Source organism: Clostridium oceanicum (genome assembly GCF_039521385.1).
In the GTDB taxonomy this organism is placed as follows: domain Bacteria; phylum Bacillota; class Clostridia; order Clostridiales; family Clostridiaceae; genus Clostridium_F; species Clostridium_F oceanicum.
Genome location: NZ_BAAACG010000006.1, coordinates 579122 through 597517, shown reverse-complemented (window position 1 = coordinate 597517; position 18396 = coordinate 579122). Strand labels below are relative to the sequence as shown.

General features: G+C 27.1%; 8 protein-coding genes. 1 reads left to right on the top strand and 7 read right to left on the bottom strand.

Annotation, left to right across the window (positions count from 1 at the left end; genetic code table 11):
* Window positions 1-18: 18 nt before the first annotated feature.
* Genes ABDZ71_RS06215 through ABDZ71_RS06205 form a run of 3 tightly spaced genes read right to left on the bottom strand, consistent with a single transcriptional unit; the run spans window position 19 to window position 2832 of the window.
* Window positions 19-1485 (bottom strand): ABC transporter ATP-binding protein, encoded by a 1467-nt coding sequence (locus tag ABDZ71_RS06215; protein ID WP_343759913.1) that lies wholly within the window; start codon window positions 1483-1485, stop codon window positions 19-21.
* Window positions 1478-2224, bottom strand: a complete 747-nt coding sequence (locus tag ABDZ71_RS06210) for an energy-coupling factor transporter transmembrane component T (protein ID WP_343759911.1) — start codon at window positions 2222-2224, stop codon at window positions 1478-1480. The genes ABDZ71_RS06215 and ABDZ71_RS06210 overlap by 8 nt, the downstream gene beginning before the upstream one ends.
* A complete protein-coding gene (locus ABDZ71_RS06205) occupies window positions 2221-2832 on the bottom strand; it encodes an MptD family putative ECF transporter S component (protein WP_343759909.1) in 612 nt (203 codons plus the stop codon). The genes ABDZ71_RS06210 and ABDZ71_RS06205 overlap by 4 nt, the downstream gene beginning before the upstream one ends.
* 235 nt (window positions 2833-3067) lie before the next feature.
* Between ABDZ71_RS06205 and ABDZ71_RS06200 the strand changes: the two genes are divergently transcribed.
* The gene (locus tag ABDZ71_RS06200; RefSeq protein ID WP_343759907.1) at window positions 3068-4030 is read left to right on the top strand and encodes a helix-turn-helix domain-containing protein; all 963 of its coding nucleotides are present in this window, start codon (window positions 3068-3070) and stop codon (window positions 4028-4030) included.
* A 121-nt stretch (window positions 4031-4151) separates the two neighbouring features.
* On the opposite strand, the gene ABDZ71_RS06195 is transcribed toward ABDZ71_RS06200, so the two are convergent.
* The 4 genes from ABDZ71_RS06195 to ABDZ71_RS06180 are packed head-to-tail and all read right to left on the bottom strand — an operon-like array spanning window position 4152 to window position 18392.
* On the bottom strand, window positions 4152-5183 hold the full coding sequence (locus ABDZ71_RS06195) for a Gfo/Idh/MocA family oxidoreductase (RefSeq protein WP_343759905.1): 1032 nt from the start codon (window positions 5181-5183) through the stop codon (window positions 4152-4154).
* Window positions 5180-6298 carry a saccharopine dehydrogenase NADP-binding domain-containing protein gene (locus ABDZ71_RS06190; RefSeq protein WP_343759903.1) on the bottom strand — a complete coding sequence of 373 codons (1119 nt, stop codon included), beginning with the start codon at window positions 6296-6298 and terminating at the stop codon, window positions 5180-5182. Before ABDZ71_RS06190 ends, ABDZ71_RS06195 begins: the two co-directional genes overlap by 4 nt.
* A complete protein-coding gene (locus ABDZ71_RS06185; RefSeq protein ID WP_343759901.1) occupies window positions 6298-11766 on the bottom strand; it encodes an amino acid adenylation domain-containing protein in 5469 nt (1822 codons plus the stop codon). The genes ABDZ71_RS06190 and ABDZ71_RS06185 overlap by 1 nt, the downstream gene beginning before the upstream one ends.
* Window positions 11763-18392, bottom strand: coding sequence for an amino acid adenylation domain-containing protein (locus tag ABDZ71_RS06180; protein ID WP_343759900.1), 6630 nt, complete (start codon window positions 18390-18392; stop codon window positions 11763-11765). Before ABDZ71_RS06180 ends, ABDZ71_RS06185 begins: the two co-directional genes overlap by 4 nt.
* Window positions 18393-18396: the final 4 nt, after the last annotated feature.

Below are 18396 nucleotides of genomic sequence, written 5' to 3'. Positions count from 1 at the left end.
GTCCCTACATACGTGCTTTTATTTTTTCAATATAAAAAATTTATTTAATTTGTTTTTCCCTTCTTCATCTAACAAAGAATAATCATTCAGTAAAGCACCTTCATCAAAATGTAGTGTTCTAGTACAAGTATTACAAATAAATTCATAATCATGAGTCACTAAAAATATAAGCTTTCCTTCACCCCTAAGTTTTTCTATAAGATTTGAAACTCTGATCATATTGTCATAATCTAGTCCACTTGTTGGTTCATCAAATATTAGAATTTCTCTTTTACTTACAATACTAGTTGCAACAGCAAGTCTTTGTTTTTGACCTCCTGATAAAGTATTTGGATGATTATCTTTATACTTATAAAGATCTAAATCTTTTAAAATTTCAAGTACGTCCTCTTTGTTAAAATTTTTTATTCCAAAACCACATTCTTCTTCAACTGTTTCTGCAAAAAGTTGATAACTAACATCTTGCATAACTAGGTAACACTTTTTAAGACGCTCTTTATCTGGTATGTTTTTTCCATCTACCATAATTTTGCCATCATATTCTTTATGTAACCCACATAAAGCTTTTGAAAAAGTTGTTTTTCCGGATCCATTATGACCTATTATGCATATACATTCACCTCTAGATGCAGTTATATCAAAACCTTTTTTTATAATTTCTTTTTTCCCGTATCTTAAAGTCATATCTTTTATCACTAAGTAATCATCTTTTTTAACTTCTTCTTTTTTAATGAGTTGAACTTTATTTAAATCTAAAGATCTTAAACCTTTAGATTTTCTTTCTTCATCAGGAACTTTTAAAAAAGATTCTGGAGAATATATAGACTGTATTTCTCCCTTTTCTACATAACAAATAGCATCTGCCAAATCCTTCAGATAATATAATCTGTGCTCTGCTATAATAATTGTCTTCCCTTTACTTTTTAAAAAAGTTAATATTTCTTTCAAATCATCAATTGCGTAACTGTCTAAATTAGAAGATGGTTCATCTAAGACATAAATCTCTGGATTCATGGCATAAATAGAAGCAAAAGCTATCTTTTGCTTCTCACCTCCAGATAGCTCAAAAAGACTTCTATTCTTTAGTTTTTCTATTTTAAAATCGTGAAAAGTCTTATCTACAATAAATCTTAGTTTTTCTTCTGATACAGAAAGATTTTCAATTCCAAATGCAATCTCGCTATCTGTATCTGTATTAAAAAACTGAGTATTAGGATTTTGAAAAACTGACCCTACTTTTTTTGATATTTTATATATTGGAAGTTCTGAAATAAAATCACCGTCAATTTCTACGCTGCCAGTTAAATCTCCTGGATAAAACTCTGTTATAAGTCCATTTAAAAGTCTTGTATTACTTGTCTTACCACAACCACTTCTTCCACATAAAACTATACATTGTCCCTTTTGTATCTTAAGGTTAAGATTTCGTATAGAAGGCTCTTTTTTCCCTTTATATTTAAAATAAACATTTTTAAAGTCAACCAAAAAATACGCCTCCTCGTATTAAAGCTTCTAAAAGAATAACTATTCCCATTACACTAATACACAAATAATCACAAAACTTCATCTTCATTTTTACCATACATGTCCTTGGACTAGGATTTTCAATAGCTCTTGTTATAGCTGCTGCTGAAAGCTCATCTGCTACTTTAGATGCAGACATAAGCATTGGAACATATATACATTCAATAGTATCAGATGGATTTTTTAAAAATCCTAAAAATGAAGGATTCACATCTCTCATTCTCATCGCGTCTTTTATTTTTCTAAAATCTTGAAATATTACTGGAAAATATCTAATCATAACTGTTAGTGGAATAATAACTTTCTTTGATACATTCATTTTATTTAACCCAGCCATAAATTCATTTGCTTTCGTTGTAGATATCATTATACTTGCTAAAAGAGCACATGGTAAAATCATATTTATAAACTTAGCAAATGTGATTAGCATAAGGGCTAATGCTCCACTTAAATACACCATAGATAAATATTGCAGTAATGAAAATGAAAAATATGCCACCACTATTTTAGTTGGTGATTTATATGCACCACATAAAAAACCAAAGAACAAATAAGAAAGAATAAGAACTATTTCTATTTGAAAACTTGATTCAAGAAATATTGCTACATTACCTAGTATCATTAAAATAATCTTTGTTCTAGGATCAATTCTTAAAATACCATTTTCACCTTTATTTTGTACTGCAAGATAATTCATCATGCCACTATTCCTGCTTTTCTAAACTGCTTTCTTAATAATTTTTTGCCTATTAATCCTCCTATAACAGCACAAATAATTGTACCTAAAATTATAGCTGGAAGCATCCAACTTTGACCTGTTTTAACCATAGTATCAAAATATGCTGGATCTGCTGTACTATTTTTTAACATATAAGCTAAATAATTCTTTTGATCCAAGAAAAACATTATATATGATGTTGTGTTACTTAACATAAGTAACGCATATCCTGTTATTGTAAGTTTAAAATTTTTATATTTTCCAGTTGCTGAAATAACATCTGCAATAATTCCTAAAACTATAAATCCAACAGCCATACTCCAATGCATGCCAGTTATAAACATAAAAATCCCTACTAAAGTTCCTAAAATAGTAATTGCTCCTTTCTTTGGAACTTTTGCAGATAAAAGTAAATATACTGGTCCTGGAAGCAATGCTGATCCTAATGGCATAAGAAATGTAAGCACAGGATTAGTTGCAAAAAATACTCCTCCTATAAGCATAATAACCGTAAAAAGTGCAGTAAAAATACCTGTAGTTACAAGATCTTTTACTGTTAATTTATTTGTGTTGCTTAATTGTTTTGACATATACATCCCCCTTAAAATATTGTTTTAATTAATCTAAGCCATATTTAAACAACTATTAAATTTTATAGTGTTTTTAATTGACATTTAATTCAATAGGTTTTAGACTTAAATTAACTTAATTATGTACAACTTGTATTTTTAGTATATACCATAAAAGTTCTATTGAGAACGCTTATCATTGTCATTCGTCCAATCAAGATACATTAGAGTCTAATCAAGGCAAAGGAGGTTAGAAATGAAAGAAGAAAAAAATGTCCATGAAGAGTTACTTTTAAAAAGTGGTTTTACTAAACTTAAAAATTGTAGCAAATACAATTCTATTGGAACTTGTTATAAATTAGATCCTACTATAGGAGTAGGCTACTTTTGGATTTATTCATATAAAAATCTTTTTTCTATAGTAATTCATGACTTTTATTTTCATGAAGACTTTTATTTTGAAAGTTCACTTTCAAAATATTTTAGTATATCATATTTTGAATCTGTTTCCGGTGAAGAATTAAATCCTTACCATCGATTAAATGCAGGTTGTGTGAAAAGTTACTGGTGCAACGGAAGTAAGTATAATGCACTATTTCATAAAAACATCCCTATAAAATCTATAGGAATAGAATTTATGCCTGAATATTGTAATGAATTTTTAGAAAACAAATTTTCAGATGAGTATATAGATCCTAAACTAGCTTTAATAAGCATTGACGAAACTACAGATTTCCCAGAAATGGTCTTTTTATTACACCAAATATTAAATTACAAAGGTAATGGAATATCTGCTAAACTATTTTATGAAGGTAAAATTTCTGAAGCAATGGCTCTTATATATGAGAAATATAAAGAGCATAAAAAAAATCATTCAACTCTTTGTAATGATGATATAGAGCATTTGAAAAATGTAACTTCATATATTAACGATCACTATGCCCATGAGCTTACTTTATCAAAACTTTCTAAAATAGCTTGCATGGGAACTACTAAATTCAAGAAAACATTTAAAGAACTATACAAATGTACCACTACCCAATACATACAACATCGCCGTATGGGACAAGCTGAACACCTTTTAGCAGATACAGATCTTATAATAGGTCAAGTTTCTCAAATTGTAGGATATAAAAGTGCTAGTAGATTTTCAGAACTTTTTAAAAAAAGCACCGGTCTTTCTCCAGTTCAATACCGAAAGCTATCGAGACGATGTTAGAATTAAAAAATTTATAAATTTACTAAAGATCCATTAATAAAAAAGCTTTAGATAAAGTTTTCACTCTATCTAAAGCTTATCTTTTATATATTTCATATATATTTTAAAAACCTATGGACACTTAACTTATAATTTCAGCAGGCCCTAATACTTCTCCTATATCTTTCCAAACTCTAGAAGCTGTTAATTGATACTGATTTTCTCTTAAATCATAATCATTTGAATCTATTTTGTTTTTAAAACTTAGCAATGCATCTTTTGTAGCTTTAGGCCATATACTCTCATATAAATTTTTATAAGTTTCATTCTTTGTAGAATAATATACAGTAGATAAGCTTGTATGTAGTAACTTATCCGTATTATCTAAAGAAAACTCACCATTATCATTTCTTGGAATATACATCTTAGGCATCCAAACTACTTCCCCATTGGTATCAGTTAAAGACAAACTACCTTTATCCGTTATAAGAGTTATCCTATGCATCAAATGCATAAAATTATCGGGATCTTTAGGATCTATTTGATTTTGAACCTTTAAAGATAGTGGTATATTTCTAATTTTACCAACTATTTCTTTAAATAAATATCCTTCTTCATTTATGTGTATTTTTTTTAAAGACCAAGGCCTAAATCCATCTAATATTTTACCTAATATCTCAATGATAGGATATAACACTTGTACACTACAACTAGCTTCAATTTGAATAAATTTTGAATGTTTTTTTAATAAATTAGCTTGTTTTATAAATTCTATAATTGATGGTACATAAGAATAAAAACAGTTCATATAATAATAGCAATTATTACTTTTAGCAATTTTAAGAGATTCTAAATAATCTTTATAATGAACTGGATGCTCTTGAATAACACTTATTCCTTTTTCTAAAAATCTATTTGCTATCTCAGTTCCGCTACCTCCTACAACTGTAGAAGGTACAACAACGCATGCAAAATCTACATTCTTTAAATCTATCTCTTTAATATCTTTATAAAGAGGAACATTTAAATTTGAAGCTATCTTTACTGATTTATTACTTCCTCTTGAGAGTATACCAACTAGTTCAAAATCTTCTTTAGCTCTTTCTATTCCATCTAAATAAAATTTTCCGAAATTTATTCCACACATTATTATTTTTTTCTTTATATTATTCATATCTCTCCCTCCTGAAACAAATTAGTTTTATCCTTATAATCTAAAGGCAAATCAATAATCTCACAATTTACTTTTTCATTATTAAAAATATATCTCATTGTCTTATCATCTAACAATAGCTGAGATGCATAAAATACTCCTCTTTCTTCTGATTTCAATGCATATTCTACTGTAATTGAAGATACAATACTTGTTAATATATAACTATTTAAGCATCTTAAAATCAATCTTTTTCTTATAGGTTTATCATAAGATGTTCCTGTTATATCTATAATAAAACTGTACCACTGGTCATTTGGATTGTTATTAAAATCTAATTTTGAATCATTGATAATTTCATTAATATCATTTTTTTCACCTGAAATAACATTTCTACATATATAAGATAGCTTTTCCCATTTAGTTTTATCTGTTGATATATTATACCAATGAGCCTTTTCTACTTTTAAGTCACTAGCTATTTTATATAATTCTTCACTAAAAAAACTCTGAAGATATACTGGATATTTTGATCCATACAAATTTATAAGATTATCGTATTTTTTTAAATCTTTAATAATACCTCCATTTAAATAATAACTATCTGCTTTTCCAAATCCATTAATTGAACTTAATACTACATCTTTACATGATGTCTTACTAAAGGATTCATTTCCACCAGAATAAATAGTTATTTCATTTACAGATGAAAAATAACGATTTGAAAACCACATAGTAGCTAAAGAAGACAGTCCAGGAAAACAACCTGCTGAAAGTATAAACAAATTATTCAAATCATAATTTTTACTTTTAATTTTTTCTTTTACAATACGGTCTCCAAAGGCATCAATATATTTTGCTCCTGCTTTCATTGCAAAATATGCTACTCTATCTTTTATCAAATAGGATGGCCCTGAGCAATTTAATATAGCATCACAATCATTACAAAACTCAGTTAGAGAATCATCATCGTATATGTCTAAATACTTCCATTTAAATCTATCATCGCTATAAATAGTAGTACAAGGGGACCTTTGTCCCCCTCTAATTTTATATTTTTCAACTAACATATCTATAACAATAGACCCAACTTTACCTCCACAACCAACAATTCCTATAAGAGGAGATTTGTTCATTATAATACCCCCTCTTTTACAAGTCCATTGTAAAGATCTTTTACAAAAGGATCTTTCATACAAGAAATGTGGTCTCCTTCTATATCAAAGCTATTAAAATCACCTAATGTCATACTTTCCCAATAAGATTTTACATCTCTATCTCCTATTGGTAAAAAGAAACTTGAAATATTTTTGCACCCAAGGGCTAAAACCTTGCCTACATAATAATCCTTTTTGTATAAAGCAACAGCTTCAAAATTTTTGCAAAATACTTTATAAAAATCAAAAAACTTTTCAAATGCCTTATCACTCTTATCATATTCTTTTTCATTTGATTCAAAAAGTGCTCTAATCCTTTCCCTTTGGCTTTGATTTAATAATTCTTTATAATTTTTACTAATTCCAATATCAGTTTCTACGTTTTCTAAAAATGTTGATAAATCTTCATCTTTTTTCTTATTTAATAATGCTCTTTTTAGCCTATCATCATCAATTTCATGACCTGCTTTTTTTATATCAGACCCAACAAGCAATCCATATGCCCTTTCAAATAAAATTTCATTACTAATATTAACTTCACAAGGGATACTATCAATTGTTACAACTAAATTAACTTTTTTACCAGCTTCATTTAAAACCTTAGCCATTTCAATTCCTATTAATCCACCCATACAATAGCCTATTATTTCAAACTCATTACAATCTAAATCTAATAATTTATTAGCATATTCTTCTCCTAAAGTTTTTATTAAATCAGCAGTTGGAATTTTTAAATATTTATCAAAATTACCCACTGCAAACCCAACATTTTTCATAAGAGCTAATGAATTTTCTTCTATAAGCTTTAATAAATTATTATAAGGAGAAACTTTACCCGTACCATCATGAACAAACACTCTAATTTTATCATCACAATCACAATCATTTAACTCACTAAATGACATTATTTCATCCTTGGTTTCTTCTTCTTTTAATTTTATGTTATTTTTAATTTTATAACTTATAGAAGCAATAGTTGGCTCTTTAAGAATCTCAAGCATAACTCTATCCCATTCCCATTTTTTTATTTCTAAAAGCTCTTTTTTCATTTGGGAAACTATTTGTGCTATTAAAAGAGAATCTCCACCTACATCATAAAAGTTATCATTTCTACCAATCTTATTATTGTTTAAAATCTTTTCCCAAATTTTCGTAATCTTTCTCTCTAAATCATTTTTAGGTCCTTCAAATCCTTCTTTTTTGTCTTCATCACAATCTTCAATGTTTTTTAATAATTCTTTCCTATCAATTTTGCCATTATTGTTAACTGGCATCTTTGAAAGAATTTCTATTGAATAGGGAATCATATAATCTGGTAATAAGCTTTTTAAATAATGATTTAATTCTTCCTTTGATACTTTTTCAAATTCTGAATTAAATTCTATTTCAAAAACACTTTGTCCAACATTTTCTAAAGAATCTTTCTTTTGTGGATATTTAAATGACAAATTACCATTTGCTTCTCCTATATAATTTTCCCATTGATCCTTAGTTAAAAAAGGCACCCCATTTTTTTGTCTTACATCAGTATAACCACTTAACCCATCTTTAAATTCCATTGATGATAACATCATAAAACTTTCATAAGTTGCTTCTAAAACTAGTAGTTTCCCACCTTTTGAAAGTAAATTACTTAATCTTTTTAAATTAAAAGGTATATTTTTAGAATTATGAAGTACATTTGCACATAAAACCATATCAAAAGAAAATTCTTCAATACCTTGCTCTCTAAAATCTTTATTTACATCAAAAATTTTATAAGATATCCAATCATAATTTGAAAAATCTTTTCTAGCTTCATTTATAAAAAATGGAGAAACATCAGAAAAACAATATTCAACATTATATTCTTCAAGTTCTGGTAATATATCTTTAGTTGTTCCTCCTACTCCAGCACCTATTTCTAATATTCTAAATGGCTTTTCTTTATTTTTTCCTTTTATATTAAATATTATAGTATCCTTTACTATCTGATTTAATGTATAGTTAATATAATTATCATGATAGGCACTCATAGCAGTATCTACACTACCTTTAGGAAAGAGCAATTCTAAAGGATCTTCTTTTCCTTGTAGTAATTCTATTAAAAAACTACTAGATAACTTTAAATAGTCTAACATTTTTCCACCAATTTTAATTTTATCATCTAACTCTTTTAACTCTTTCCAACTATTTTTAGAATCTTCTAAAGTTATCTTAACTAAATCTTTTTTATAATAGAGATCATCCTTTTTATTTATAAGGCCCTTTGATTCAAATGCATCTAACCACCTTTTTAAAAGTGCTTCATGATTAGGAGCTACATTAACTAAATTTTTAATATGTTCAAAATCATATAAAACTCTACTATCTTTAAAAACTCCCATATTATTTAAGGAATTCCACATATCATACATCATTGTTCTTTCTACAATTTCCATCCATTTATCAACTTTATATTTTTCTATATATTTACTACTGTTTCTTAGCTTATCGTAACAATATTCTTTTAATTTATTATTTCTACTTTCATCTACCATATCTTCTTTACCTTTCTTTGGCTCAACAAAAGCTTTAATTTTAGTTTCTTTCTTTTCTTTATCTAAAGCAAGAACAACTGCTGTAGAAACCGATGGATTCTTTATAAGAGCTGATTCAATTTCACTTAGTTCAATTCTGTGTCCATGTACCTTAACCTGACTATCTTCTCTTCCTAAAAATTCTATAATTCCATCTTCATCATATCTTCCTAAATCACCAGTATAATATAATCTTTCATCAGTTATAGGATGTTTTATAAAATGTCTATTAGTAATCTCTACATCATTCATATATCCAGAAGCTAATCCAACTCCTCCAATATATATATCACCCTCTACTTCATCAGGACATATTTGTAAATTTTTATTTAAAACATACATCTTTTGATTTTTTAAAGCTCTTCCATAGGGAATACTATTTTTGCTTTTATAATGTTTAGGTATTTCAAAATAAATAGACCAAATAGATGCTTCTGTTGCACCACCTAAGCTTATAACTTTAGCATTGCTACAATAATCATATATTTTTTCTGGTAAAGTAACTGGAATCCAATCTCCACTCATAAGCACTAATTTAAGTGGCATATTTTTATATGTTTCATCACTTTTTACACAAGTTATTAGCATTTGCATTTGTGCTGGTACAGAATTCCATATTGTTACTTTAAATTTATTTATTAAAGATAGCCAATGACTAGGATCTTTTAATAATTCTTGCTCTGGTAAAACAATAGTCCCTCCTGCAGTTAAAGAACCAAATATATCATAAACAGATAAATCAAAAGCTAAACTTGCAAGTCCAAGAAAAACATCAGCTTCTTTTACTTTAAACCTATCATTTATATCTAAAATAGTATTTAATGCTGCAGTATGTGAAATAACAACACCTTTGGGTTTTCCAGTACTTCCAGATGTATAAATTATATAAGCAGTATCATACTCACTAATTTCTTTAGTATTAATATAATCCACTTCAGTAATTTCAATATCTTCAACATTTATTATGTTAATATCTTTTAACTTTTCTAAATTGTTTTTATATGAAGATATAATAAATTTAGCTTTTGAATCTTTGGCTATTGACTCTATTCTACTTATAGGCTGAGAAATATCCACAGGAACATACACCGCTCCAGACATTGTTATTCCTAAAACTGATGCAATTTGCCATATTCCCTTTGGAAGTAAAACTATAACTTTATCACCTTTAGAAATATTATTTTTTAAAAGTCTTCTTTGAATTGATGCTACATAATTTCTTAACTTTCTATAGGTAAATTTTTCTTTTAAAGTAACTACAGCTAATTTTTCTGGATTTTTTTCTACATTTTTAATAAAATAATCATATAAATGCCCTCCATGGAATATTCCGTCTGTATCATTTACTCTTATTCTTGTTTCTCTCATTTTTTCTGGAAGTTTTGCGGGAAATTTTTCTTCAAAAATATTATCATTAACCATTCTTTTAATTATAGATATATAAGAATCAAACATATCCTTTATTATTTTATCTTTAAAAACGCCCTCTCTTATATCCCAATTAATTAATAATCCACCATCTTGTTTTGCAACTTGACAATCAATCCAAACTTGTGGTGTTTGACTAATTTTATATGTTAATTTTGCATTTCTCATAAATTCATGACTTTGATTTTCATTCTCAACACCTACAGTACTGGTATAAACAATTGGAATTACAATATTTTCTTGTTTTAATCTACTCATTTCTCTTAAAACTTCTACTCCTGAAAAAGAACTATGAGCTAAATCCTTCCATAATCCCTTTTGCACAACTTTAGTAAAATCTATAAATCTATTATTATTTTTAATATCCACACTTAAAACATTAACAGATGTAAAATCCCCAACAACTTTATCTATCCCACTATAAACTTCTGGCCTATTAAGTAAAGTTACATTAATACAAAATGAAGATTTTTTAGACCATAAACCAATGGTTTGCAAGTATGCTGCCATAAGTGCATTTGAAGGTGTTACCCCTCTTTTCTTTGCATTGTCAATGATTTTTTCCCAATGATTTTTCTCAATAAAACATTTCTTTTGTATAAACCTATTCTTGTAATCTGTATTTTTATTTATTGGAAGCTCTGGTGATCCATTCATATCCAATATTTTGTTTTTCCAATATTCTTTATCTTTTTCTCTTTTAGCTATTCCACTAGGCGCTTCCTTTTTCTTTTCTAAAAAATAAATAACATCCTTATATAAAACATTTAAAGAATTATCTTCATTTAATTCTTCATAATAAAATTTATCTAAATCATTTAATATAACTTTAGCACTTACAAAATCCGCTATAAGCATATCTAGTGAAAAATGAATAACACTCTTTTTAGAAAGTAAGGTAAGAGCTAAATCACATAAGCCCCATTTACCTAATTCATATTGCTTATTAGATAAACTTTCTCTTAACCTTAAAAATTTCTCTTTTGCTTTTTCTTCTGATTCTCCTCTTAAATCTTGATATATAACATTAAAATATGGAACCTTTTCTTGTACTCTTTGATAACCTTCTGGATAAATTATTGCTCTTAACATATCATGCTTTTGTATAACTTTATTCCAAGCAATCTCTAATTTTTTTATTAAAATAGTATCTTCTGTCATTAATTCAACATATCCATGACACCCTATTCCACCTAACTCATACACATTTTTTCTACCAACAACATAAGATTGTTGAATATCTGTTAAAGAAAATGATTTATATCTATCTTCTAAATTGGTAGCAAATTTTATTTCTAATTCCTCTAAATAATTTATTATATCTTCTTTAAAATTTTTCAGTTCTAATATATCATCCCTTGTTAATGCACCTTCTGGAGCACGATATTTTAAAGCTCCCTTTTCAGTCCAAAGTAAAACTCCTTTTTCTTTATATTTGTTTATTAAACTTGAAATCTTCATAGTACCCCCTCCGTAAACGAGTTCTCTGATTTTTTATTTTTTTCTTCTATATATTTTGAAAGTTTTCTTACTGTTGGATAATTAAACAGGTCACTAATTTCTAACTCTAAGCTCTCTAATTTTTTATTAATATATGCTACAATTTTTATTGCTTTTAAACTATCCCCACCTATTTTAAAGAATTCATCATCACGATAAATATCTTCTATATCTAATATTTCTTTCCATACCTTTGAAATAAGAATTTCAATTTCTCCTGAAGCTCTTTCTTTAGATATATTATTTTCTCTACCTTCCATTGATTTCTTTAATTTTTTACGATCAATCTTACCATTACTATTTAAAGGCAACTTCTTAACAGACAAAACCCTTGAGGGTATACAATAATCTGGTAATTTATCTGATATTTCCTCTAATACCTTTTCTTCTATATGATTTAAATTAATATCTTTTGATACAACAAATGTAATAAGTTTTCCTTTATCATCAATCATTGCAACAGAAGTCTCTACATAGGATATGTTATTAAGTGCTGATTCTATTTCTCCTAATTCAACACGGTATCCATTAATCTTAACTTGAGCATCTTCTCTCCCTAAAAATAGTAATGTTCCATCCTCTTCATATTTCCCAATATCTCCGGTTTTATATAATCGCATATCTAACCTTTTTAAAATAGGGAATCTCTCTTTTGTTAGTTTTTCCTCATTTAAATACCCTTTAGCTAGCCCTTCACCTGAAATATATATTTCTCCTGGAACATAATTAGGACAATTAAGCATGTCCTTATTTAATACATGATATTGTTGATTTGCTAGAGGATATCCATAAGGTATACTTATCCAATCATCTTTAATTTCTTTAGGTTCATAATAATTAGACCATATTGAAGCTTCAGTTCCACCACCTAAACAAATTACTCTTGCGTTTTTAAAAACCATCTTTATTCTTTTAGGTAAATCTTTAGCAATCCAATCGCCACTTAAAAGTACAAGCCTTAATGATTGAATTTTTTCTATATACTTTGAATTAGTTTTTAAATACTCTAATAACATCTCCATGAACATTGGTACAGAGTTCCATATTGTTATATTGTTTTTTTCTATCATTTTAATCCATAAATATGGATTTCTAATTTCCTCTGATGAAGGCATAACAATACTACCACCAGCTTGGAACATGCCAAACATATCATATACAGATAAATCAAATGCTAAATTTGATAAAGCTAATATTTTGTCCTTACTACTTACCTCATATTTATAATTAATATCTAAAATAGTATTCGCTGCAGCTTTATGCTGAATCATAACACCCTTAGGCATACCAGTTGAACCTGAAGTATATATAACATAGGCTAAATCCTTTGGAAAAATTTTATTATTCAAATCATTTATTTCACTATTTTCTTTAATAGTTTCATTTTCTAAGTCCATATCAAAGGATATTATATCCACATTAGAAATATTTTTTAATTTTTTAATGTATTTTTCTTTTGTAATTATCCTATTAACTTTTGAACTAGTAATTATCTTTTCAATTCTTTCTACTGGATTTCCTATATCTATTGGTAAATATGCCTTTCCACTTTTCATAACTCCAATAACAGAAATAATTTGCTCTATACTCTTTTCCATAATTATGGCCACACAATCACTGCTATTTTTAATTCTTTGTGATACTATATTAGAAAGTTTATTGCACTTTTTATAAGAAAGAATTTTGTCATCTAATACAATAGCTTCTTTATCCCCATTATTTTTTATATTTTTTTCAAACATATTTAAAAGAGTAGTTTCTTTATAAGATTTTTCAGTTTTATTAACTTTCTCTCTAAGACTAATACTTGGAATATCAACTAATGTATTTCTATTTTCACTCCATAAATAATCATTTTTGACTAATCTAGTTATTAATCTTTTATATGTTCCAAACATTTCATCAATTAAACCTTTAGGAAATAATCCTTCTACTACATCCCAATTAAATATAAGTTCTTCCTTTTCTTCACGAATTTGATGATCAAGCCAAACCTGCGGTGTCTGAGTAATTCCATAATTTAATTTCCCTAATAATTCTGAAGAATTATCTATTACTCCTAATGTACTTGTAAATACAACAGGCATAACTACACTTTTTGATGTCTTATTAAATTTAGCTATTTCTCTTTGAACTTCTACTCCATCAAAATATAAATTCTCATAATTTTTAGTCATTTCTTTCTGTATTACAAGGCACTTATGAACAAAACTATCCCTTTTCCCAGATTTAATTGATAATAACATCAAGGATGTAAAATCTCCTATTACATTTTCAAGTTCTTCATTCATAGGAATCTTATTAAATAACGTAAGATTTATTGTAAATTCTGACTTTTTACTCCAACGATATAAAACTTCTGAAAAAGCTGTTAAAAGAACTACTGATGGTGTAATATCATAATATTTTGCTTTATCTTTTAAAATCTCCCAATCTTCTTTGCTTATTCTTCCTCCATATCTTTTAAATATAGGTTTTTCATTAAATTCAACTGTATTTTTAATTGGTAATTCTGGAGCATTGTATATCTGATCTAATTTATTAATCCAATAATCCTTTGACTTTTTATAATGAATACTTTCTTTAATTTCTTTAAGTCCTAAAACATAATCTCTATAAGATATATTATGTTTTTCTACTTTTAACTTTGGATTATAATATAACTTACTCCATTCATGTAATAAATAAAGGATACTAAATCCATCTAAAATCATATTGTCAAAACTTATATGGATTCTTTTTTTATCAGAATTTATTATGGAATATCTAATATCAAATATTGGCCATTTATATACATCAAGAACTTGGGTTGACATTTCTTCACGTATTTTCATAAGTTTTCTCTGCTTATTTTCACTACTCATATTAGTCAAATTATATGTTTCTATTTCATAATGAAAAACATTTTCTAATATCTTTTGATTAAGATTATCCTTTAAAATTACAATTCTTAAAGCATCATGTTCTTTAATTAACTTATTCCAAGTATCTTCTAATCTATATATATCTATATCTTTACAATCCATTTCATAATAAAAATGAGATGATGTTTTACCAAAATCATAGGCTCCACTTCTACCTACTAAATAAGCATACTGTACATCAGTTAGCGGAAATTGTTTATAATGACTTATTTCATCTTGCTCTATCCTATGAATAAACTCAATTTGATTCTTTGATTTTAAAGCATCTACTTCTTTTGCAATATTTTCTATAGTTAATTTTTCAAATATTACACTAATGTTAATATTTACACCTAAAGATTTATTAATATTTGCACATATTTTTGTTGCTGATAAAGAATCTCCTCCTATTTCAAAAAAGTTTTTATATTTATTTATTGAACTATTTTTAAATGTATCTTTCCACAGTTTCAAAAGAATTTCTTCAGTTTTTGTATTATTATTGTTCATATCCATATCTTCATCATTGTCTTTTTTTACATCTAATGGAAGAGCTTTATAATTTATTTTTCCATTTGAAGTAAGTGGAAATTCCTTAAGAAATATAAAACTTTCAGGAATCATATAAGATGGCAATACCTTCTGCAACTCATATTTTATTTCTTTAATAAAATCATTTTGATCTCTAGATTTTTTAGAAATAATATATGCTAATAAATATTCATGTTTCCCCTTTACTTGTTTTTTTACTAAACTTTTATCTACAGTACTTATTTTATTAATTGCAGTTTCTATTTCTCCCAATTCAATTCTGTGTCCTTTTATCTTAACTTGATAATCTATTCTTCCTAGAAATTCAATAGTTCCATCTTCCCAGAACCTTCCCATATCTCCTGTCTTATACCAAGGGATATTATCCTTTTTGATAAATTTCTTTTCAGTTAATTCTTTATCACCCTTATATCCTTTTACTACTCCTAATCCACCAATCCAGAGCTCTCCTGGAACCCAATTAGGACAATCTCTTTCTTTACTATCTACTACTTTGTATGTTTGATTAGTTAAAGGCCTACCATAAGGTATAGATTTCCAATCCTCTGGGATAGGAACTGTAACATCAAAATAATTTGACCATATTGATGCTTCTGTAGCTCCACCCATAGCTATTAACTTACAATTTAAACAAACATCAAATAAACGCTTAGGTAAGTCTAAACCAATCCAATCACCAGATAACATGGCAACTTTTAATGGTAACTTTTGATCTTCTCCTTCTGCCATTGTAACTAACATGTCTAATAATATAGGTACAGAATTCCATGTTGTTATATTGTATTTTTTTATAATACTTATCCAATGTGTAGCATCTTTTTTGCTCTCTTCTGTATTAAATACTACTGTTCCACCTTTAGAAAGTAATCCAAAAATATCATAAACGGATAAATCAAAATCTATTGAAGAAACAGATAGTATTGAATCTTCTAAAGAAATATTAAACTTTTTATTTATATCATTTATTGTATTTAGAGCACTACAATGACTCACTTCTACCCCTTTAGGTTCTCCTGTTGAACCTGATGTCATAATTATATAAGCACTTTCCTCTTTAGATACCTCAATTGGTTTATTCAGTGGTTTATATTCTTTAGAATCTTCTATTAATAAAACATTGCAACTAGAAGGCCATTTAATTTTTTCATTTAACTTATAACTTGATAAAACATATTTAATCCCAATCTTTTTATGAATCTTTTCTCTACGATTAAAGGGCTGATTTATACCAACTGGAACATAACAAGCTCCTACCATTAAAATTCCTAAAATAGTCTCTACTTGTTTTATTCCTCTAGACAAAGTTATTCCTACATAATCTCCATTTTTTACTCCATGGTTTTTTAACATAGCAGCAATATTAAGAGACTTTACTAATAACTCTTTATAAGAAATTTTTTCTTCAGTAACACTATTTATTAAAGCTACTTTCTTAGGAAATCTCTTTGCATTTTCTAAAAAGTCTGAATATAATAAATTATTATCTTTAGATTCATTTAAAACTAATTTCAAATCATTTTCTCTCATATATTTTTGTTTTTTAGGTAATACATCTGTTACTAATTGCCATTGTTTATTTTCTTTTAACATTTCTAAAGAATTTCTATATGATAAAAACATATCATCTATCATATTTTCAGGAAATAATTCATCTACAGCATCCCATGTAAGTAATACTCCTCCATCTTTCTCGTAAACTTGAAAATCAAGCCAAACTTGAGGAGTTTGAGAAATCATATAGTTTAAATTTCCTAAAATTTGTTCATCCTTACTACTTATAAGAGGAGTACCAAGATTACAAGCAAAAACAACTGGAGCTAAAAAACGTTCCCCTAGATGTAGTTTTGCTAAATCTCTTTGTACCTGAACTCCAGAATAAGCTGAATTATCAACTGAATCGTAAAATTGATTTTGTATTTGATTTAGCATTTCAAAAAAAGTCATGTTTTTATTTGAATGAACTTCTAATAATAATAGATTAGTAAAATCTGCAACTGCATTTTTTATTTTTTCCTCATCTTCTTCTCTATTAAATAGAGGTACATTAATTAAAAAATCATTTTGAAAGCTCCATCTTTCTAGAACCAAAGCATACACAGTTAAAAGCACCATTGCAGGTGTAGTTCTATACTTAGCTGAATTTTTCTTAATTTTTTCCCAAGAAGATTTATCAATAAAATACTTTCTGCGTTTAAAAAATGGTTTTTTTATCATTTCAGGTTTAATTTTTAAAGGTAATGCTGGTGCTCCTGGCATTTTACTTAATCTATTTTGCCAATACGTAGAAGCTTCTTTTTTTTCTAAGTCTAATTGATCTTTCCTTTTAGATAAATAATTCTTAAACTTAAAAACTTCCTCATGAATCTCTTTTCCATTATAAATCCTTGATAAATCTCTAATGATTATGCTTAAACTTTGAACATCAGCAACAAGTAAATCAATATCTAAATGTATTCTAGTTTTACCTTTTGCCATAAGAGTTAGTGTTAATCCCGCTACTTGACCTTCTTCAACTTTTAATTTTCTATGGGATAATTTTTCCCTAATTTGTTTTAATTTATCTTTAGTTAAACTTTCATCTTCCCCTCTTAAATCATTTAAATAAATCTTTTTTGAATAAGGCTCCTCCATTTGCATTTGTGTGCCATCTTCTAAAAATTTCATACGTAACATTGGATGAATCATCTGTAACTTATTCCACGACTTTTCTAATTTGTGTAAATTTATATTTTCTCCATCAAATTCTAAATAAGCATGACAACCAACACCTCCCATAGGTTGATCATCTTGTCGTCCTATCCAATAAGCATATTGAACATCTGTTAAAGAAAAAGCTTCTTTATCCTTACTCTTTGATAAATCCTTTTTATTTTGGCTCTTTATATTTTTAGGTTCTATATCTTTAATCATGGTAGCCCAAGATTTGAAACTAGGATTTGAAATCATTTTAGAAAAAGAAAGCTTAATTCCCATTTTTCTTAACATAGTAGATAACTGCATAATTTGTATAGAACTAAGACCATATTCAATTAAATTACTATCTTCTTTTATAGTTTCTATATCTTTTATATAATTTCTCACCTCATTTACTAACCTATCTTTTATATCTTTATAAATATCAGATTTTATCATTTTC